Origin of the sequence: Massilia orientalis, from assembly GCF_030411975.2 — a bacterium.
GTDB classification, from domain to species: domain Bacteria; phylum Pseudomonadota; class Gammaproteobacteria; order Burkholderiales; family Burkholderiaceae_D; genus Telluria; species Telluria orientalis.
Map to the genome: position 1 here is coordinate 176,675 of NZ_JASNRB020000005.1, position 18,045 is coordinate 194,719.

Annotated in this window: 17 protein-coding genes; 4 read left to right on the top strand and 13 right to left on the bottom strand. The window is 68.7% G+C overall.

What is annotated here, in order from left to right; translation table 11 throughout:
• Nucleotides 1-11: 11 nt before the first annotated feature.
• The 11 genes from QPK29_RS09280 to QPK29_RS09330 all read right to left on the bottom strand — a co-directional run bounded on the left by QPK29_RS09280 (nt 12) and on the right by QPK29_RS09330 (nt 10,977).
• Nucleotides 12-521: an SRPBCC family protein gene (locus QPK29_RS09280; RefSeq protein WP_371768709.1), complete on the bottom strand. Its 510-nt coding sequence runs from the start codon at nt 519-521 to the stop codon at nt 12-14.
• A gap of 25 nt (nt 522-546) precedes the next feature.
• Nucleotides 547-1,347 carry an FAD binding domain-containing protein gene (locus tag QPK29_RS09285; RefSeq protein ID WP_056122728.1) on the bottom strand — a complete coding sequence of 267 codons (801 nt, stop codon included), beginning with the start codon at nt 1,345-1,347 and terminating at the stop codon, nt 547-549.
• Nucleotides 1,348-1,357: 10 nt separating this feature from the next.
• Nucleotides 1,358-2,143, bottom strand: a complete 786-nt coding sequence (locus QPK29_RS09290; protein WP_371768710.1) for an alpha/beta fold hydrolase — start codon at nt 2,141-2,143, stop codon at nt 1,358-1,360.
• Nucleotides 2,140-3,480 carry a fumarylacetoacetase gene (fahA, locus tag QPK29_RS09295; protein ID WP_371768711.1) on the bottom strand — a complete coding sequence of 447 codons (1,341 nt, stop codon included), beginning with the start codon at nt 3,478-3,480 and terminating at the stop codon, nt 2,140-2,142. The genes QPK29_RS09290 and fahA overlap by 4 nt, the downstream gene beginning before the upstream one ends.
• A 1-nt stretch (nt 3,481) precedes the next feature.
• Entirely contained in the window at nt 3,482-4,009 is a 528-nt protein-coding gene (locus QPK29_RS09300) for a VOC family protein (protein WP_056122720.1), read from the bottom strand.
• 22 nt (nt 4,010-4,031) lie between these two features.
• A complete protein-coding gene (locus tag QPK29_RS09305) occupies nt 4,032-5,222 on the bottom strand; it encodes an FAD-dependent monooxygenase (RefSeq protein WP_056122717.1) in 1,191 nt (396 codons plus the stop codon).
• Between the two features lie 121 nt (nt 5,223-5,343).
• On the bottom strand, nt 5,344-6,297 hold the full coding sequence (locus tag QPK29_RS09310; protein ID WP_056122714.1) for a LysR family transcriptional regulator: 954 nt from the start codon (nt 6,295-6,297) through the stop codon (nt 5,344-5,346).
• Between the two features lie 61 nt (nt 6,298-6,358).
• A complete protein-coding gene (gene leuD, locus QPK29_RS09315) occupies nt 6,359-7,009 on the bottom strand; it encodes a 3-isopropylmalate dehydratase small subunit (RefSeq protein WP_160409643.1) in 651 nt (216 codons plus the stop codon).
• Nucleotides 7,009-8,430 (bottom strand): 3-isopropylmalate dehydratase large subunit, encoded by a 1,422-nt coding sequence (gene leuC, locus QPK29_RS09320; protein WP_371768847.1) that lies wholly within the window; start codon nt 8,428-8,430, stop codon nt 7,009-7,011. Before leuC ends, leuD begins: the two co-directional genes overlap by 1 nt.
• The gene (locus QPK29_RS09325) at nt 8,427-9,821 is read right to left on the bottom strand and encodes an MFS transporter (RefSeq protein WP_371768712.1); all 1,395 of its coding nucleotides are present in this window, start codon (nt 9,819-9,821) and stop codon (nt 8,427-8,429) included. Before QPK29_RS09325 ends, leuC begins: the two co-directional genes overlap by 4 nt.
• 31 nt (nt 9,822-9,852) lie before the next feature.
• On the bottom strand, nt 9,853-10,977 hold the full coding sequence (locus QPK29_RS09330; protein ID WP_371768848.1) for a porin: 1,125 nt from the start codon (nt 10,975-10,977) through the stop codon (nt 9,853-9,855).
• A gap of 399 nt (nt 10,978-11,376) precedes the next feature.
• Between QPK29_RS09330 and QPK29_RS09335 the strand changes: the two genes are divergently transcribed.
• Nucleotides 11,377-12,966, top strand: a complete 1,590-nt coding sequence (locus tag QPK29_RS09335) for a methyl-accepting chemotaxis protein (RefSeq protein ID WP_371768713.1) — start codon at nt 11,377-11,379, stop codon at nt 12,964-12,966.
• A gap of 37 nt (nt 12,967-13,003) precedes the next feature.
• On the opposite strand, the gene QPK29_RS09340 is transcribed toward QPK29_RS09335, so the two are convergent.
• Both QPK29_RS09340 and QPK29_RS09345 read right to left on the bottom strand, forming a co-directional pair.
• On the bottom strand, nt 13,004-13,888 hold the full coding sequence (locus QPK29_RS09340; protein WP_371768714.1) for a dienelactone hydrolase family protein: 885 nt from the start codon (nt 13,886-13,888) through the stop codon (nt 13,004-13,006).
• 38 nt (nt 13,889-13,926) lie between these two features.
• Nucleotides 13,927-15,066, bottom strand: coding sequence for an acyltransferase family protein (locus tag QPK29_RS09345; RefSeq protein WP_371768715.1), 1,140 nt, complete (start codon nt 15,064-15,066; stop codon nt 13,927-13,929).
• A gap of 133 nt (nt 15,067-15,199) precedes the next feature.
• Here QPK29_RS09345 and QPK29_RS09350 point away from each other — a divergent pair, with 133 nt between their 5' ends.
• From QPK29_RS09350 to ggt, 3 genes are all read left to right on the top strand, one after another.
• Nucleotides 15,200-15,796 carry a glutathione S-transferase gene (locus QPK29_RS09350; protein WP_371768716.1) on the top strand — a complete coding sequence of 199 codons (597 nt, stop codon included), beginning with the start codon at nt 15,200-15,202 and terminating at the stop codon, nt 15,794-15,796.
• Nucleotides 15,797-15,875: 79 nt separating this feature from the next.
• Entirely contained in the window at nt 15,876-16,280 is a 405-nt protein-coding gene (locus QPK29_RS09355) for a hypothetical protein (RefSeq protein ID WP_371768717.1), read from the top strand.
• A complete protein-coding gene (gene ggt, locus QPK29_RS09360) occupies nt 16,277-18,040 on the top strand; it encodes a gamma-glutamyltransferase (RefSeq protein WP_371768718.1) in 1,764 nt (587 codons plus the stop codon). Before QPK29_RS09355 ends, ggt begins: the two co-directional genes overlap by 4 nt.
• Nucleotides 18,041-18,045: the final 5 nt, after the last annotated feature.

Here is an 18,045-nt window from a genome sequence, read left to right on the forward strand (position 1 = left end):
TCGATGCCGCGTCAGCCGCGCTGCCACCATTTCTTCGGTGCCGCTTCGGCCCCCTCTTCCGGCGCGGCCGCTTCGACGGGGGGCGCCAATTGTTCGCCGAAGCGCTTGAAGAACTCGTCCGCCATGCGGTTGGCCACCGACGCGACGAGGCGCGAGCCCACCTGGGCCAGCTTGCCGCCCACTTCGGCCGTGGCCGCATAGGTCAGTTCGGTGCCGCCGTCGGGCGCGTCGGCCAGCGTGACGACGGCCTGCATCTTGCCGAAGCCGGCGATGCCGCCCTCGCCCCTGCCGGCGATACGGTAGCCCTCGTCGGGGCGGCGTTCGGACAGCGTCAGGCTGCCCTTGAAACGCGCCTTGACGGGACCCACCGCGGCCTGCACCACGGCTTCGTATTCGTCGTCGCTGCGCGCGCCGAACGATTCGCAGCCCGGCACGCAGGCCTGCAGCACCGCCGGGTCGTTGAGGGCTGCCCACACTTCGTGACGCGGCGCCGCGATCACCTGGGTTCCGTTGAATTCCATGCTTGTCTCCTTGTGGATGCCGGCGTCACGCGCCGGTCATGGCCGCGACCGCGCGGCGGGTGAATACCTCGACGAGGCTGGCGCGATAGCGCGCGGGAATGCGTTCGTCGTCGAGCATCCGGCCGGGATCCATCGCCACGCCGGCCAGCGCGTCCACCGCGCAGTCGCGCGCCAGCGCCTGCTCGGCCTCGTGCCAGCGGAACACCGACGGCGCCGCGCCCGTCACGGCGACCCGCACGCCGGCGTCGCCGTCGGCGACGAACACGCCCGCGAGCGCATAGCCCGACGCCGGATGGCGGTACTTGCGGTAGGCCGCGCGGCGCGGCAGCGGGAATTCGATCGCGACGACGAGTTCGCCCGGGCCCAGCGCGGTCTCGAACATGTCGACGAAAAACGCGTCGGCCGGGATGCGGCGCGCGCTGGTCACGACCGTCGCGCCCAGGCCCAGCACGGCGGCCGGGTAATCGGCGGCAGGGTCGTTGTTGGCCACCGACCCGCCCATGGTGCCGCGGTTGCGCACCTGCGGATCGGCGATCAGCCCGGCCAGGCCGGCCAGCGCGGGAATCGCGCCGCGCACGACGCCGCTCGCGGCCACTTCGGCGTGGCGGGTGGCCGCGCCGATGCGCAACAGGTTTCCCTCCAGCGTGATGCCGCGCAGTTCGTCGAGGCGGGTCAGGTCGACCAGGTAGGCCGGCGCGGCCAGCCGCTGTTTCAGGGTCGGCACGAGCGTCATGCCGCCGGACAGCGCCTTGGCATCGGGATGCTCGTCCAGGATGGCCAGCGCCTGCGCGAGCGTGGCCGGCCGGACATAGGAAAATGCGTACACGTTGTCTCTCTCAAGGCTGTTGCAAGAAATCGCCGACGGCGCGCGCCAGTGCCAGGGGCACCTCGAGCATCGGGTAATGGCCGCACCCGTCCAGCACCTCCAGCGCCGCGTTCGGGTACCAGGCGAGCCAGGTCCGCTCCATCAGCTCGCGCGTCAATGTCGGGTCGTGGGCGCCCGCCAGCACCATGACCGGCACCGGGTTGCCGCGCACGCGCTCGGAAAAGTCGACCGTGCCCCAGTCGCGCAGGTAGCCGGAAAACGCCTGCGGTGCCGTACACGCGGCCGAATCGAGCGCCTGGCGCCGCAGCCACACGGCGGGCAGCCGGCGGCCGGTCGAGAAATCGAGGATGAACTGGCGCTGCGCGACGTCGTGCGCGGCCTTGTCGAACATGGCGAGGCGCTGCGCGTCCATGCGCGATCCGCAGGCCGGCACCGCCGTGAGCGCGACCATGCGCTCGATCCGGCCCGGCGCCGCCGCCAGCAGCACGCGCTGGATCGCCACGCCGCCCATCGAATGGCCGACGAGCGAAAAGCGCCCCCACCCGAGCGCGGCGGCGAGTTCCAGCGCGTCCACGGCTGCTTCCTCGAAGGTATAGTTGCCGAGGGTGGCCCTGGCACGGCCGTAGCCGCGGTAGTCGAAGAACACCCAGGTGGCGGCATCCGGATCGAGCCCTTCGCAGAACGCGCGCCAGTCGCCGGAATGGCCGAAGGCGCCGCCGAACACCATTACCTTGCGCGGTCCGCGCCCGAATTCGTGGCCGAACTGCGCCAGCTGCGTCGTCGTCGGGGCGGTCATCGCGGCCTCCCCGCGGCGGCGACGGACAGCGCCGGCTCGATGCGGCCGCGGCATTCGCCAAACCCGATCGACACCGCACCCGGCCGTTGCGCACGGGCGCGCAGGACGATCTCGTCGCCATCCTCGAGCGCCGTACGGAACTCTTCCGGCCCCACCTTCAGCGGATCGGCGCCGGCATTGGTCAGCTCCGTGATGCAGGCGCGCGCGGCATCGTCGGCGCCGGAAATCGTGCCGCTGCCGATCAGGTCTCCCGGCCGCAGGTTGCAGCCGTTGCTCGCATGGTGGGCCAGCATCTGGCCGAAGGTCCAGTACAGGTTCTGCAGGTGCGTGCTCGTGATGCGCAGCGGTCCCTCGCCGGCCGCGCGCCGGGACGGCGTCGACAGCCAGGCTTCCAGCGCGATGTCGATGCCGCCTTCGGCCCGGTCGCCCGCGTCGGCCAGATGCGGCAGCGGAGCCGGGTCGCCGTCCGGGCGCGCCGGCGCCGGCAGGCGGAACGGTGCCAGCGCTTCCTGGGTCACGATCCACGGCGAGATCGACGAGATGAAACTCTTGCCGAGGAAGGGGCCGAGCACCTGCTCCCACCACTGGATGCTCTTGGCCGACCAGTCGTTCAGCAGGCAGTAGCCGAAGATGTGGTCGGCGGCCGCGCCGAGCGGGATCGGCTGGCCCAGCACGTTACCCTGGCCGACGAAGGCCGCGAGCTCCAGCTCGAAGTCGAGCATCGGCGCCGGGCCATATTCGACCGCGCCGTCCGGGTTGCGGTACTGGCCGAGCGGACGGCGCACGGGCGTCCCGCTGACGCGGATCGACGACGCGCGGCCGTGATAGGCGATCGGCAGCGACTTGAACGCCGGCGGCAGCGGGTCCTTCAGGCCCTTGTAGCGGCCGTGGCGTTCCGTATGGTGCAGCGACGTGAGGAAGTCGCTGTAGTCGCCGATCGCGCACGGCATCTGCATCGTGGCGCGCGCCATCGGCACCAGGATGTGTTCGCGCATGGCTTCGGCGCGGGCACGGCGCGCCCCGTCGCTGCGCAGCAGCTCGGACAGCGCGGCGCGCAGGGCCGATGCGTAATGCGGGCCGAGCGCCATCAGGCCGTTCAGGCGGCCGTCGGCGCAGGCACGCGCGGCCTTGGCGGCGTCGCCGTCGAGCAGGCCGGCGCCGAGCAGCGCATCGAGGTCGGCGATCTCGTCGCCGATCGCGACGCCGGCGCGCGTGCGGCGGGCGTCGGAGAACACGCCGAACGGCAGGTTCTGGATCGGGAACTCGGCGTCGGGCACGTTGGCGGACGCCACCCAGGCGCGGCGCGCGGGGTCGTGGGTCGGGTTCAGGTGCGCCATGTCAGTCCACCGCCCGGGCGGCGCGCGCCGCCTTTTCCGCGGTCCAGTCGTCGAGCTGGCCGCGCGCCTCGCTGCGGAACGCCGCGTGCTGCGCGGGCGTGCCGGTCGGCGTCGTGAACTCGAGGCGGAAGCCGTTCGGATCGAAGAAGTAGATCGACTTGACGAAGTGGTGGTCGACCGGCCCGATCACGTCCACGCCGGCGGCCTGCAGGCGCGCCTTCATGTCCTCCAGGCCGGCCAGGCTGTCCACGCGCAGCGCGATGTGGTTGACCCAGGCCGGGGTGTTGGCCGAGGGCTCGGCGCGGACGCCGTCGCCGAGGTCGAAGAAAGCGATGTTCGAACCGTCGCTCATCTCGAAGAACAGGTGAACGTACGGGCAGTACTCGCCGGTGCTGGGCACGCGGTCGAGGCGGATGACGTGCACCAGCGGCAGGCCGAGCAGGTCTTCGTAGAAGGCCCGGGTTTCCTCGGCGTCGCGGCAGCGCCAGGCGAAGTGATGCAGTCCGCGCACGGCGGGCGGCTTGGTCATGATGTCTCCTTGTACGGTTGGCTTACAGGGGAACGGCGTCGACGTCGTACTGGAACAGCCATTCGTAGCGTTCCTTGACGCGGTCCTCGCTCCATTCGGTGCCGACGTAGGCGGCGGCGCCCTCGGCATGGCCGAGCGCCGGGTTGTGGAAGCGCGCGGCGTTCGCCGCGGAGCCGCGCACGATGCGCGCGGTGCGCTCGTGGCGCGCGGCCTCGTAGCTGCGCAGCGCCTGGGGAACGTCACCGCGGTACTGGTCCAGCGCGCGCGCCAGGACATAGCCGTCCTCGAGGGCCATGCCCGCGCCCTGGGCCAGGAACGGCAGCGTGGGATGGCAGGCGTCGCCCAGCAGTGTCACGCTGCCCTGCGACCATTGCGGCATCGGATCGCGCACCATCAGGGCCCATTTGTACGGCACGTCGATGGCGCGGATCATCGCCTGCACATCCTCGTGCCAGCCGGCGAAGTCGCGCAGGCACTCCTCGTGCGTACCGCGCTCGGACCAGGACTCGACTTCCCAGCCGCCGCCCTCGACGGCGCCGACGAAGTTCACGAGCTCGCCGCCGCGCAGCGGGTACTGGATCACGTGCGCGCCCGGCCCCACCCAGTTGCTGCCGTACGGTTCGCGCATGTGCGCCGGCAGGTCGGAGGCGCGGATCACGCCGCGCCATGCCATGATGCCGGAGAAGCGCGGCGCGTCCGGTCCGAACAGCGCTTCGCGGGTCCGCGAGTGAACGCCGTCCGCGCCGATCACGAGGTCCGCGACCACGGTCGTGCCGTCGGCCGCATGCACCGTCACGCGGCCATCGTCGTGCTGGCGGTGGCCGTCGACCTTGACGCCGAGCCGGATCGCGTCCGGGCTGCGCCGGCGCACGCCGTCGGCCAGCACGGCGTGCAGGTCGGCGCGGTGCAGCGTGAAGTAAGGATAGCCATAGCGCTCGCGCGACACGGCGCCGAGGTCGAACAGCGGCCAGGCCTGGCCGGTGTTCCACAGGCGCACGCGCTTTCCGGCCGGCTCGGAGGCGATGCGTTCCAGTGCCGGCCCGAGACCGAGCCGGTACAGCACGCCGGTGGCGTTCGCGCTGAGCTGGACGCCCGCGCCGATCTCCTTGAGTTGCGCGGCCTGTTCGAGAACGGTGACGTGGAAGCCCCGGTCGAGCAAGGCATTGGCGGCGGTCAGGCCGCCGAGGCCCGCCCCGATGATGACGATGTTCATGTGCTGTCTCGCTGAGTTCTTGTGCGACCCAATATAAAGAAAGGGCCTGGCGAGCGGAAGCAAAAAGAATTTATCGTTTAATCGGGAAAATCGAACAATATAAACAGTATGTATCGAAGCGTCAGGATGCCGGGGTGGCGCGCTTGCGGCTCTTCTTCAGCACGGGATTGCCGCCGCTGAATTCTTGCGCGACCTGCTCGAACACGGCCGAGAGCTGGGACAGCGTCTCGTTGCTGGCGCGGCCGGCGCGCGTGATGCAGTAGAACGGCAGCTCGATGGCTGGACGGATCGGATGCAGGCGTACACGGTAGCGCTGGCACGCCGCCGCCGAGATCGACGGCACCACGGCCACGCCGAATCCCGCCTCCGCCATCGCGATCGCCGTCTCGAGGTGGCCGACGAACGTGCGTTTGCCGGTGGTGACGGCGGCCGCGCCGAGGCTTTCTTCGACCATGCGCTGGATCGGCGTGTCGCCGAGGAAGCAGATCAGCGGGACGCCCTGCAGCGCGCGCCAGGTTTCCTGCTCGGCGCTGAAGTCCGGCCAGTCGGTCTCCTGCAACCCGGTGGCGAGCATCAGCTGGGTGGGGAAGATCTGCAGCCGCTCGACGCCGGATTCCTTGCGGAAGAACGGGCCGAAGGCGGCGTCCAGCGCACCGTCTTCGACCATGCGCAACAGCTCGGACGGCGTGCTGTCGACGATTTCCACGCGCACCAGCGGGCACAGGGTGGCGAAGCGGCCGAGCACCGCCGGCATCAGGCTCACGGCGATGTGCGGCATCACGCCCACGCGCAGCAGGCGCTGTTCTTCGCGCCCGATCTTGCGCAGTTCGAGCGCCGCGTTCTCGATGGTCTCGACGATATGCGCCGCAGTGGGCAGGAACATGCGCCCCGCCTCGGTCAGGGCGACCGAGCGCGTCGTGCGGTCGAGCAGGCGGCACTGCAGCTGGGTTTCGAGTTCGCGGATGATGGCGGACAGCGCAGCCTGCGACAGGTGCAGGCGTTGCGCGGTCTTGGTGAAGCTGGCGGCCTGCGCAACGCCGAGGAATACCTTGAGCTGCCTGAGGGAGAGGTTCATGACGCATACCGCCGGCCGCTGCCGGCAACGGATTCCGAAGCCCCCATTCTAGCAGCGCGGATCAGGTCTGGATCGACGCGGCCAGCCACGGGTAGCGGGCCAGCCGCTCGCGCTCGAACGCGGCGATGCGCTCGCGCCGGCGCAGGGTCAGGCCAATCTCGTCCAGGCCGCCCAGCAGGGCGTGACGCGCCGCGGGTGCGATGTCGAACGATGCCGCGAAACCGCCCGGCCCGGTCACGCGCTGGTGCTCGAGGTCGACGCGCAGGCGGCAGCCGCCCTCGCTTTCCGCCGCCGCGAACAATATGTCCAGCGCCGCGTCGCCCAGCTCGACCGGCAGCACCCCGTTCTTCGTGCAGTTCTGGCGGAAAATGTCGGCGAAGCCCACCGCGACGAGCACGCGAAAGCCGTACTGCAGCAGCGCCCAGGGCGCGTGTTCGCGCGAGCTGCCGCAGCCGAAATTGCGCCCGGCCAGCAGGATCGTCGCAGCGCGGTAGCGCGGCTGGTTCAGCACGAAATCCGGGTTCGGCCGGCGCATGGCCGGATCCTGGCCCGGTTCGCCCGGATCGAGGTAGCGCCAGCTGTCGAACAAATTGGGGCCGAAGCCCGTCCGCGCGACCGACTTCATGAACTGCTTGGGCAGGATCGCGTCGGTGTCGACGTTGTCGCGTCGCAGCGGCGCCGCCAACCCGTCGACGACGGTGAACGGTTCCATCACCGTCCTCCCCGCGCGAAGGCGCGCACGTCGACGAAGCGGCCGGCCAGCGCGGCCGCCGCCGCCATCGCCGGGCTGACGAGATGGCTGCGTCCCCCGGCGCCCTGGCGCCCTTCGAAATTGCGGTTCGACGTCGACGCGCAGCGTTCGCCCGGGGCGAGACGGTCGTCGTTCATCGCCAGGCACATCGAGCATCCCGGCTCGCGCCACTCGAAGCCGGCCGCCGTGAAGACGCGGTCCAGGCCCTCGCGTTGGGCCTGCTCGCGCACGAGTCCCGAACCCGGCACGACGAGCGCCTGGCGCACGTTCGGCGCGATGCGGCCACCCGCGGCCGCGAGCACGGCGGCGGCCGCGCGCAGGTCCTCGATGCGGCCGTTGGTGCAGGAGCCGATGAAGACCCTGTCGATCGGGATATCGGCGATGCGGGTGCCCGGCACGAGAGCCATGTAGTCGAGTGCCGCTTCCATCGCGCGGCGCCGCCCGGCGTCGCCCTCGTCGTCCGGGTCGGGCACGGCGGCGCCCACCGGCGCCACCATGTCGGGCGACGTGCCCCAGGTGACCTGCGGCGCCACCGCGGCGGCGTCGAACGCGAGCATGCGGTCGAAGCGCGCGCCGGGATCGGACACGAGGCCGCGCCAGACCTTCACCGCCGCGTCCCACTGCACACCGGCGGGTGCGTACGGCCGCCCGCGCAGGTAGTCGAGCGTCGTGTCGTCCACGCCGACCAGCGCCGCGCGTGCCCCCGCCTCGATCGCCATGTTACACAGCGTCATGCGGCCTTCCATCGACAGCGCGCGCACGGCAGCGCCGGTAAATTCGAGCGCGTGCCCGGTGGCGCCCGCGGTGCCGATGCGGCCGATCAGGTACAACGCGAGGTCTTTCGGGCTGCAGCCGGGTGCCAGGCCGCCGTCGATCCGCACGAGCATGGTGCGGCTCTTGCGGGTGGCCAGCGTCTGCGTCGCCAGCACGTGCTCGACCTCGGACGTGCCGATGCCGAACGCGAGCGCGGCCAGCGCGCCGTGCGTGCTCGTATGGGAATCGCCGCACACGACGACCATCCCCGGCAGGGTCAACCCCTGCTCCGGCGCGACCACGTGCACGATGCCCTGGCGCCGGTCCAGCATGCGGAATTGCGGGATCCCGTTGTCGTCGCAATTGCGCGCCAGCGTCTCCACCTGCAGCCGCGAGAGCGGATCGGCGATGCCGCCGGCACGGCCCGCGGTCGGCACGTTGTGGTCGCACACGCCGAACGTGGCGCCGGGGCGCCATACCGGGCGTGCCCCCGCGGCCAGGCCCGCGAACGCCTGTGGACTGGTGACTTCGTACACGAGGTGGCGGTCGACGTACAGCAGCGCGCCGCCGTCCTCGTCCAGGTCCACGAGGTGCTCGTCCCAGAGCTTGTCGTACAGGGTGCGCATCAGGGTGCGATTTCCTCGAGTGATTTCTGGCGTGTCTCCGTCATGCCGAGGGCCGCCAGCAGACCGAGCACGCAGACCCCGGCAAACATCAGGAACACGGGAGCGACGCCCTTGGTACCGAGCACCACGCCGACGATCGCAGGGCCGGCCGCCGAGGCGGCGCGGAACCAGGACGTCGCCAGCGCCGTGCCGACGGCGCGCATCCGGGTCGGATAAATCTCCGGCGTGTAAAGGAACAGCAGGATGGTCGTCGTGCCGATCACGGCGTATGCGGTCGACCCCAGCAGCATCACGCCGTACGCCGACGGCGCGCCGGTAAAGTACAGTGCGGCGAGCAGCACGCCGGCGATCGAGAACGACGACATCACCCAGCGGCGGCGGCCCACGCGGTCGACGAGGAACGCGCACGCGAGGACGAAGATCACGCTGAGCACGTTCGACATCGACGCGAGGCGCAGCGCCTGGCCGAGCGGCAGGTGGTACACGGTCTTGTACAGGCTGGGCATCCAGTTGTTCAGGCCGTTTGCCACGAAGTAGGCGGTGCCCCACAGCGCCCACACGACGAACGTGCGCTTGCGGTAGAACGCGGAAAACAGTTCGCGCACGCCGGCCTTCCTGGCTGCCTGCGCGGGCACCCGCGGACGTGCCTTGACCTCGATGCGCTTGTCCGTGCTCGCCTCGATACGCTCGATGATGCGCTCGGCCTCGTCGAAACGGCCCTTGCCGATCAGCCAGCGCGGCGACTCGGGCAGGAACCAGATGAAGCCGACGATCAGCAGGCCGGGAATCCCGCCCACGAGGAACATCGACTGCCAGCCGACGTGGGGCACGAGCAGCGAGCCCGCCTGGGCGGCGGCCAGCAGGCCCAGCGGGAAGATCAGTTCGTACAGCAGGAAGAAGCGGCCGCGGTTGTGCGCCACCGACAACTCGTTGATGTAGACGGCCGCGACCGGATTGCCGCCGCCCACGCCGATACCCTGGATGAAGCGGCACACCATCAGTCCGTTGAAGTTGCCCGTCGCGGCGCACGCCAGGCTCATCACCGACATCAGGAGAATCGTCCAGAACTCGCTCTTGACCCTGCCGATGCGCTCGGCCAGCCAGCCGAAGAAGATGGCGCCGACCAGTTGGCCGATGTAGCCGGTGGCGATCAGCAAGCCGATTTGGCCGGGCGCCAAATGCCACATGCCGATCAACACCGGCAGCACGTAGGCCAGCGACAGCGCGTCAAAGGCGTCGAAGAACGTGGCGCTGCCCATGACGACACGGGCCCGGACGTGCCAGCGCGAGATCGGCACGCTTTCCATGCGGGCGATGAGGGCGGCGCCCCCGCCGTCCTGGTCGGCCGCTGCCGGGCTGGACGAAACCTTGACGTCGGTAATGCTGGATAACATGTGGCACCTTCTGTGATGAATACGAATCGGATCAGAACTGCACTTGTACGCCGGCGCGCGTCAGGGTCTGGGTGCGTCCGCTGGACGGCGTGTAGCCGAAGGCCGTCGCCCGGGCGCCGGGACCGGACGCGTGGACGTAAGCCGCGCCACAGTAGATCTGGACGGTCGGGCTCAGATACTGGCTCAGGAATGCGTTGTACTGGTTATACGTGATGGCTTCGAACGTGGAATGCGCCGTCGACAAGCCGAGGATGCGCGTCTTGCGTCCGCCGCTCAGGTCCGTGTTCACGCCAGCCTGCAGGTTACGCTGGATCACTTCGCCGCGCGCATTCTCGAGCTGGACCTGGGTAATGGTCGCGTGCGGGACGAAGATGCCGACCTGGTAACTGGCGCCCAGCACGCCGGTGCTGAAGCGGTCGGCATTGAACTGCGCGCCCGCCAGGCTCTGGCCGAGTACGTTCGTGACGCCGAAGATCGATTTCAGGTCGGCCGTCCGGTTGTGGAACATCGAGTACGAGCCGGCCAGCTTCAGGGCTGCGTTGTTGTAGCGGAAGCCGACCGAGTACGTACGCGACCGCGAGAAATTGGACGGATCCTCGCCGAAGCCGTTCATCACACCCACCTGCAGGCCCGCCATCACGGGCGTCTCGTAGCGGATGGCATTGTCCATGCCGAAGATGTTGGCCAGATTGTCGAGGTTGCCGGGCGAGTACGACCACGAGATGCCGGGCACACTGTTGTTCAGCACGCCCACGTAGTCGTAGGCGAAGTCGGGCATGTGGCCGAGGGTCAGCGTGCCGAAGCGCGTGCTGGACAGCCCGACCTGGGCGTAGCGGTTGAAGAACTTGTTCGGATTGGCCTGGTTGCCCAAGTCGGAATTGAAGCCAGTCTCGAGCTTGAAGAAAGCGTTCAGCCCGCCGCCCAGGTCTTCGGTGCCGCGAAAGCCGAAGCGGTCGGGCGAGCGCTTGCCCGCGTTGACGGCTTTCAGCGATTGGCCGCCGGCGTTGTTCACGTAATCCAGGCCTTCATCGACGCTGCCGTAGAGCTGGACATTGGTTTGAGCAAGCGCGGCGCCACAACTCAGGACACCCGCTACCAGTGCAAGGACGTTCGGTTTGATAATTTGTCTCCGGTATTTATAAACAACTGCGCACAATTTCATTGATTGTCGCGTTGGCCCGCCCACGCATTTCGTGTCGCTGCGCTCGTTGCAAGCGGGTCGTCGCCACGATTTCCCTCATGTGACGCCGAATCAATATAGGGCAAAAGTCAAGCAAGAATAAGCAAAAAGATTCTATTGATAAATCGAATAATTTTGACAATCGCTCCTATCAAATCAAAGACCTACCCTTTGGACTTATCCGAAAACCCGCATAATCACAATCTTTGTCTGCATCCCGTGCGCCACAGTTTTCACAAAATTTATACGAGGCATTTGCGTTTTCACCGCTCGCTGCGGCATCATTCATATTTCAAACAAGAAATTTTTCGTTGGATCGCGAAACAAGTTTTTTCTATTAATTGATAGATTTTTTCGATAAGTCGAGGTGGGGAAATGACGGGATGGTTGGCCAAGATGAATATTGCCGGACGGCTTGCCGTGGGCTTCGGGCTGGTGTTGGGCCTGGGCGTACTGACCACGGGCTTCAGCATTTGGCGCATGCACGACATCGCCCTGGCGGCGCAGGCGATGGCCGCGCCGCTGGCGAAGGAGCGCCTCATCGCCGAATGGAATATGCAAGTCTTCGGCGCGATCCGCCGCACCGGGGCCATCGTCAAGAGTAACGATCCCGGCGTCGCCGCATATTTCAAAGGTGAGATGGACGAGGCCATCAAGCGCTCGGCGGATCTCGCACGCCAGATCGAACCGCTGCTGACCACGCCCGACGAAACCGCCCTGCTGCGCCGCATCGACGCCCAGCGGCAGCGCTACCGCGCCATCACGGCCGCGGCGATGAAAGCCAAGGCCGCCGGCGACACCGCGCTGGCCGAGCGCCTCCTCAACGAATCCTTCGTGCCGACGGCGCGAGGCTACCAGGACTTGCTGGAGGCGCTGCTGGCCCTGCAGCATCGCCAAATGGATGCGCAAAACCATGACATCCTCGCCATCGAGGCCCGCAGCGCTCGCCTGTCCATGGCCCTGACGGCGGCTGGCGTGCTGGCGGGTGCCGCCTGCGCGTGGCTGCTGGCCGCCGGCATCGTGCGCCCGCTGCGCGCGGCCGTGGGAATCGCCCGTACGGTGGCGGCCGGCGACCTGACCCAGGCCATCGCCGTGCACGGCCGGGACGAGACCGCGGCCTTGCTGCGCGCGCTGCGCGACATGAACGACAGCCTGGCCGCGATCGTCGGCCGCGTACGCGACGGCACCGAGACGATCGCGACCGCATCCAGGGAAATCTCCGCCGGCAACCTCGACCTGTCGAGCCGCACCGAACAGCAGGCCAGCGCCCTGGAGGAAACGGCGGCGTCGATGGAAGAGCTGACCTCGACCGTGCAGCGCAATGCCGGCCACGCGCAGGAAGCGAACCAGCTGTCACATGCCGCGTCGAAGGTGGCGGGCGAAGGCGGCGCCGTGGTCGGCCAGGTGATCGCGACCATGGCGGACATCGATGCGTCGGCGCGCAAGATCGCCGAGATCACAGCGGTCATCGACGGCATTGCCTTCCAGACGAATATCCTTGCCCTGAACGCCGCCGTCGAAGCGGCGCGTGCCGGCGAGCAAGGGCGCGGCTTTGCCGTGGTGGCGGGCGAGGTGCGCAACCTGGCCCAGCGTGCCGCGGCCGCCGCCAGGGAAATCAAGGACCTGATCGGGACATCGACAGCTCAGGTCGAAACCGGCACGCGGCTGGTCGGCCAGGCTGGCGCGACGATGGACCAGGTGGTCGCCAGCATCGGCCGCGTCAACGCCATCGTGAACGACATCGCCGCCGCGAGCCGGGAGCAAAGCAGCGGCATCGGGCAGGTCAGCCAGGCGGTGACGCAGCTGGACGCGGTCACGCAGCAGAACGCTGCCCTGGTCGAGCAGTCGGCCGCGGCGGCGGCGGCGATGCAGGAACAGGCGGCGCGGCTGGCGCAGGCGGTCCAGGTATTCCGGATCGGCGCGCCAATCGCCGCGCCATCGGGCACCGTCCGCCGCATTGCCTGAAGCCGAATGCCGACCTGACTGTTCGAAACAGGCTCCGCTACGCCAGCTTCGCCTTGAAGAACGCCATCGTCCGGCCCCACGCCAGTGTCGCGGCCGCTTCGTCGTAGCGCGGCGTCGTGTCGTTATTAAAACCGTGCTCCACGCCCGGGTAGACGACGTGTTGATAGTCGACGCGGTTCGTCTTCAGCGCGGCCTCGTACGCGGGCCAGCCGGCCAGGATGCGCTCGTCCTTGCCGGCGTCGTGGATCAGCAGGGGCGCGCGGATGCGGGCGACGTCGGCCGCGGGCGGCTGCATGCCGTAGAACGGCACGGCGGCGGCCAGGTCCGGCAGCTGCGTCGCGAGGTAGTTGGCGATGCCGCCGCCATAGCAGAAGCCCACCACGCCCACCTTGCCCGTACCCTGAGGCAGCGCGGCCAGCGCATGAAAGGCGGCGATGAAGTCCGCGCGCGTCTTGGCCTGGTCGAGCTTGGGGAAGAGTTCGCGGGCCTTGTCCTCGTCGCCCGGATAGCCGCCCAGCGGGTACAGCGCGTCCGGGGCGAAGGCGACATAGCCGTCGAGCGCGACGCGGCGGGTAACGTCCTCGATGTGCGGATTCAGGCCGCGGTTTTCGTGCACGACGAGGATCGTCGGCAGCTTTCCTTTCGCGTGCGCCGGCTCGGCCAGGTAGCCGTGCACCTTGCCATAGCCCTGCGGCGACGGGAAGTCGACGTACCGCGTCTTCAGGCGCGCGTCCGCGGGCGCGACGAGCGGCGCGGCGAACGACGGCGACAACTGCGCCAGCAACGCGGCCGCTGTCGTGCCGCCGGCGGCATAGCGGCTGGCACGCGACAGGAAATCGCGGCGCGACACGCGGCCGTGCACATAGCCATCGAACAGTTTCAGTACCTCGGGGTCGAAATCCGCTGCGGTCAAACGTGTCATGTCCAGCCTCCTGTCGGGTCCAAGAGCGCCAGCATACTTCAGATCCGGATGACGATGCGCCGCTTGAACAGCTGCCATAGCCCCGCCCCCAGCACGAGCAGCAACAACGCCGAATACGCGGCCGAGGCCACCCGCGCTTCGGGAATCGCCTGCGCCAGCCACGCGGCCAGCAGGTCGTGCAAGCTGCCCGCCCCGAGCGGCAGCTGCATCGCCGTATCGATCAGCGTGATGCCGACGAAGGCCAGCGTCGCATTGGTGCCGAAGGCGAGCACCGGCCGGGTCCACGCGGGCGCCTCCTGGCCGGGCGGCACGACGCGCATCAGCACGAGCAGCGACAGCAGCGTGAACCCGCCGGACGCCAGCGCAAAGCTGGGCGTCCACAGTTTTTTCACCATGGGCACGAGCGGATCGAGCAGGAAGCCGGCCAGCAGGCAGGCCACGCCGGCGATGGCGAGGGCCGTCAGCGTGGCGCGCTTGTGCGACCGCATCAACAGCAGCGATGCCGCCACGCCGAACAGCACGTTGACGAGCGCGCCCAGGGTGGAGACGAGACCTTCCGGATCGAAGGTGACGACGGCGCCGGTCGTCCCCCACGGCCACAGGTGCGGGACGCCGAACACGGCGCGGTCCACGACGGCCGGCAGCGCGTGCATCGAGTCGAAACACGCGCGCCCGCAGCCGGGCGCATCCCACGCGAGCAGCAGCGCGGCATAGCCGGCCAGCAGCGCCACGCTGGCCGCCACCGGCACCGAGACGCGCAGGCCGTCGCGCCGCAACGCCAGCACGCAGCCCGTGCCCACGATCGCATAGCACAGTCCGATGCGCTGCAGGATGCCCGGCAGGCGGACGTGGGCGAAGTCGAAGCCCGGCAGCAGGTTCAGCACGACGCCGAGCGCGACGAGCACGGCCGAGCGGCGCAGCACGTGGCCGACGAGAGCCGTCCTGCCCTGCCCCGCGCGCCGCGCGAGCGCATACGGCAGCGCGGCGCCCGCGCAGAACAGGAAGGCGGGAAAGATCATGTCGGCGATGGCGAAGCCGCGCCAGTCGGCATGCGTCAGGAACGTGAAGCGCCGGTCCCAGCCGCCCGCGTACGCGACCATGATCATGCCCATCACGGCCAGGCCGCGCAGCAGGTCGATGGCAATCACACGCGGCGTGGAAAGTGCCGGCTTTTCCATCCTGTTCCCCATGTATGAAATCGATTTCAAATATGCGCCGGCGGACGCGCATCGTCAAGTCATGATGCATAACGCACATCATTGTCCAGAAGGAAATAGAATGGAAGACCACCGCAACCCACCAGGAGATCTCATGCAACTCATCGGCATGCTCGATTCACCGTTCGTCCGCCGCGTCGCCATCTCGTTCGATCTGCAGGACATTCCGTTCGAACACAAGGCGCTGTCCGTGTTCCGCAACTTCGACGAATTCTCCGCCATCAATCCGACAGTCAAGGCGCCGACGCTCGTGCTGGACGACGGTTCCTTCCTGATCGATTCCACGCTGATGCTCGAATACGGCGACGCGCTGGCGGGCAACTCCCTGCTGCCCACCGCCCCGGCCGCGCGGGCCAGGGCGCTGCGTGCCATCGGCCCGGCGCTGGCGGCGTGCGAAAAGACGGCGCAGATCGTCTACGAGTATTCGCTGCGTCCGCAGGAAAAACAGCACCAGCCGTGGCTCGACCGCGTGCAGCAGCAATTGTTCGCCGCGCTCAGGCTGCTGGAAGCGGAGACGGACGCGTTCGACATCGCCGCACTCGACCAGGCCGCGGTCACGGCCGCCGTCACGTGGTCGTTCGTCCAGTTGAACGTGGCGCAGATCGTGAAGCCCGATGACTTCCCGCGCCTGGCCGCCTGGACCGCGCGCGCGGAAGCACTGCCGGTGTTCCAGCGCTACCCGCTCGTGTGAGCGCCACCGAGCGGCAAGCGCGCCGGCCTCGACTGGCGATTTTGCTATGATTGGTTTCACACCAACAACCGGACGCTCCATGAAACTGCCGTCCCTGGCCGCCCTCGCGGCGGCCGTGTCGATGCCGATCCTGGCCGGCTGCGCCGCCCCTCCGCCGCAAGACGCCGTGTACCCGCTCCGGCCCGAGCAAAGCGTCGTCCTCGCGCGCGGCACCGTGCTCACGTACGACAGTTACAGCGACAGCCGCTGTCCCGCGAACACGCGCTGCGTCTGGGCCGGCCGGCTGATCTTCCGCTTCCTCATCGACGGCCCGAACGGCGCCGAAGAATTCACGCTCGGTCCCGACCAGCCGACGGCCACGCCCGCGTCGCTGCACGGGGCCCGCATCACCCTCGACACGTCCGCGATCCCGCCCGCGCGCGCGGCCGGCACGCTGCGCCCCAGCGACATCATTCCCGTCACGCTCAAGATCTCCGCCAAATGACCACGTCGACCACTTCCGCCAAAACCCTCGCCTGCGGCCTGATCCTCTCCATCGTCCTGGCACCGCCGCTCGCGCTGGCCAAGACCCCGGTCGCGACGGGCACCGGCGGCGCCGTCGCCACGATCAGCGAAAAGGCGTCGGCCTCCGCGCTCGCGATCCTCAACAAGGGCGGCAACGCCATCGACGCGGCCGTCGCGGCGGCGGCCACGCTGGGCGTCACCGATCCGTTCAGCTGCGGCATCGGCGGCGGCGGCTTCATGGTCGTGTACCTTGCGAAAGACAAGCGCGTCGTCACCATCGACCACCGCGAGACGGCGCCCGCGTCGTTCAGCCCATCCGTCTTCCAGGAAAACGGCAAGGCGATCGATTTCGACACGGCCGTCGCCAGCGGCGCATCGGTCGGCGTGCCGGGCACCGTGCGCGGCTGGCACGAGGCGCTGGAGCGCTACGGCACGATGTCGTTCAAGCAGGTGCTGGCGCCCGCGATCCAGGTCGCGACGAAAGGCTTCCCCGTCAGCGACACCATGCACGGCCTGATCGTCGAGAACGAGAAAAAATTCGGCATGTTCGAGACGACGAGCAAGCTGTATCTCAAGAACGGCAAGGCCCTGCCGGCCGGCACCGTCGTGAAAAATCCGGACCTCGCCAAGGCCTACCGCGAGCTGGCGGCGAAAGGCTACAAGGTGTTCTACGAAGGCCCGCTGGCGCAGGCCGTCGTCGCGGCCGTCAACCGCCCGCCCGTCACGGCCGGCGTCCAGGTCCGCCCCGGCACGATGAGCCTCGCGGACATGGCCAATTACGAGGCGCGCATCCGCCAGCCGATCCGCTCCACCTACCGCGGCTACGACATCTACGGCATGCCGCCGCCCAGCAGCGGCGGCGTGACGGTCGCCGAAGCGCTCAACATCCTGGAAGGCTTCGACCTGAAGGCGATGCCGCGCGCGAACGTCGAACACCTGTACCTGGAAGCAAGCCGCCTCGCCTTCGCCGACCGCAACGCCTTCCTCGGCGACCCGGAATACGTCGACGCGCCCATCGAAGGCGTGCTGTCGAAGCAGTTCGCCGCGCAGCGCCGTTCGCTGATCCGGCCGGACCGCGCGGCCGGCGTCGTCCCCGCCGGCGACGCCTTCCTGTACGAGAACGACCAGAGCTTTCCGCTGCGCCCGCAGCAGAACCTGATCATGAAAGAAGGCACGCACACGACGCACCTGACGGTGTCGGACAAATGGGGCAACGTCGTGGCCTACACGTTCACGATCGAGTCGTGGGGCGGCAGCGGCATCGTCGTGCCGGGCTACGGCTTCCTGCTGAATAACGAGATGACCGACTTCGATTTCACCGGTCCGGCGCCGAACGTCCCCGAAGCGGGCAAGCGCCCGCGCAGCAGCATGGCGCCGACGCTCGCCTTCAAGGACGGCAAGCCCGCCTTCACCATCGGCAGCCCGGGCGGCGCGACGATCATCACGACGGTGCTGCAGACGATCGTCAACTACATCGACCTCGGCATGACGATGGACCAGGCCATCGACGCGCCGCGGCTATCGCAGCGCAACGCGAAAGAGACCTCGGTCGAACCGGGTTTTGCCGGCACCCCGCAGGCCCAGGCGCTGGAACAGTTCGGCCACAAGTGGGAAGCGAAGCCCGAGGAGATCGGCGCCGCGAACGCGATCGTGTTCAATCCCGACGGCACGGTGACGGCGGTCAGCGAAGGCCACCGCCACGGCATCGGCACGGCGCTCGTGCAGAAGCGCGCGCACTGAATCCA

Coding starts and splice junctions, on each gene's coding strand:
- QPK29_RS09280 (WP_371768709.1), bottom strand. CDS start 521: ATGGAATTCAACGGAACCCAGGTGATCGCGGCGCCGCGTCACGAAGTG.
- QPK29_RS09290 (WP_371768710.1), bottom strand. CDS start 2,143: ATGACCGCCCCGACGACGACGCAGCTGGCGCAGTTCGGCCACGAATTC.
- fahA (WP_371768711.1), bottom strand. CDS start 3,480: ATGGCGCACCTGAACCCGACCCACGACCCCGCGCGCCGCGCCTGGGTG.
- QPK29_RS09300 (WP_056122720.1), bottom strand. CDS start 4,009: ATGACCAAGCCGCCCGCCGTGCGCGGACTGCATCACTTCGCCTGGCGC.
- QPK29_RS09305 (WP_056122717.1), bottom strand. CDS start 5,222: ATGAACATCGTCATCATCGGGGCGGGCCTCGGCGGCCTGACCGCCGCC.
- QPK29_RS09310 (WP_056122714.1), bottom strand. CDS start 6,297: ATGAACCTCTCCCTCAGGCAGCTCAAGGTATTCCTCGGCGTTGCGCAG.
- leuD (WP_160409643.1), bottom strand. CDS start 7,009: ATGGAACCGTTCACCGTCGTCGACGGGTTGGCGGCGCCGCTGCGACGC.
- QPK29_RS09325 (WP_371768712.1), bottom strand. CDS start 9,821: ATGTTATCCAGCATTACCGACGTCAAGGTTTCGTCCAGCCCGGCAGCG.
- QPK29_RS09335 (WP_371768713.1), top strand. CDS start 11,377: ATGACGGGATGGTTGGCCAAGATGAATATTGCCGGACGGCTTGCCGTG.
- QPK29_RS09340 (WP_371768714.1), bottom strand. CDS start 13,888: ATGACACGTTTGACCGCAGCGGATTTCGACCCCGAGGTACTGAAACTG.
- QPK29_RS09345 (WP_371768715.1), bottom strand. CDS start 15,066: ATGGAAAAGCCGGCACTTTCCACGCCGCGTGTGATTGCCATCGACCTG.
- QPK29_RS09350 (WP_371768716.1), top strand. CDS start 15,200: ATGCAACTCATCGGCATGCTCGATTCACCGTTCGTCCGCCGCGTCGCC.
- QPK29_RS09355 (WP_371768717.1), top strand. CDS start 15,876: ATGAAACTGCCGTCCCTGGCCGCCCTCGCGGCGGCCGTGTCGATGCCG.
- ggt (WP_371768718.1), top strand. CDS start 16,277: ATGACCACGTCGACCACTTCCGCCAAAACCCTCGCCTGCGGCCTGATC.